The organism is Gemella haemolysans, assembly GCF_001553035.1.
Lineage (GTDB): Bacteria > Bacillota > Bacilli > Staphylococcales > Gemellaceae > Gemella > Gemella haemolysans_B.
Map to the genome: position 1 here is coordinate 54,843 of NZ_KQ959936.1, position 269 is coordinate 55,111.

Below are 269 nucleotides of genomic sequence, written 5' to 3' on the forward strand. Positions count from 1 at the left end.
TTGAGTGAGAAAGGTGAACCGTTAGTACAGCCGGAGAACCCAGAAGGAGTGGTAAGTGAGAAAGGCGAAACGTTAGTACAGCCGGAGAATCCGAAAGGGGTAGTGAGTGAGAAAGGTGAATCATTAGTACAGCCGGAGAATCCGAAAGGGGTAGTGAGTGAGAAAGGTGAACCGTTAGTACAGCCAGAGAAACCAGAAGGCGTGATAAGCGAGAAAGGCGAAGCCTTAGTACAGCCAGAGAATCCGAAAGGGGTAGTGAGTGAGAAAGG

The 269-nt window shown here is 49.4% G+C and carries 1 pseudogene; it reads left to right on the forward strand.

The features are described from left to right. Nucleotides 1-48: 48 nt before the first annotated feature. Nucleotides 49-269, forward strand: a pseudogene (locus HMPREF3186_RS09355) (hypothetical protein); the annotation flags it as partial.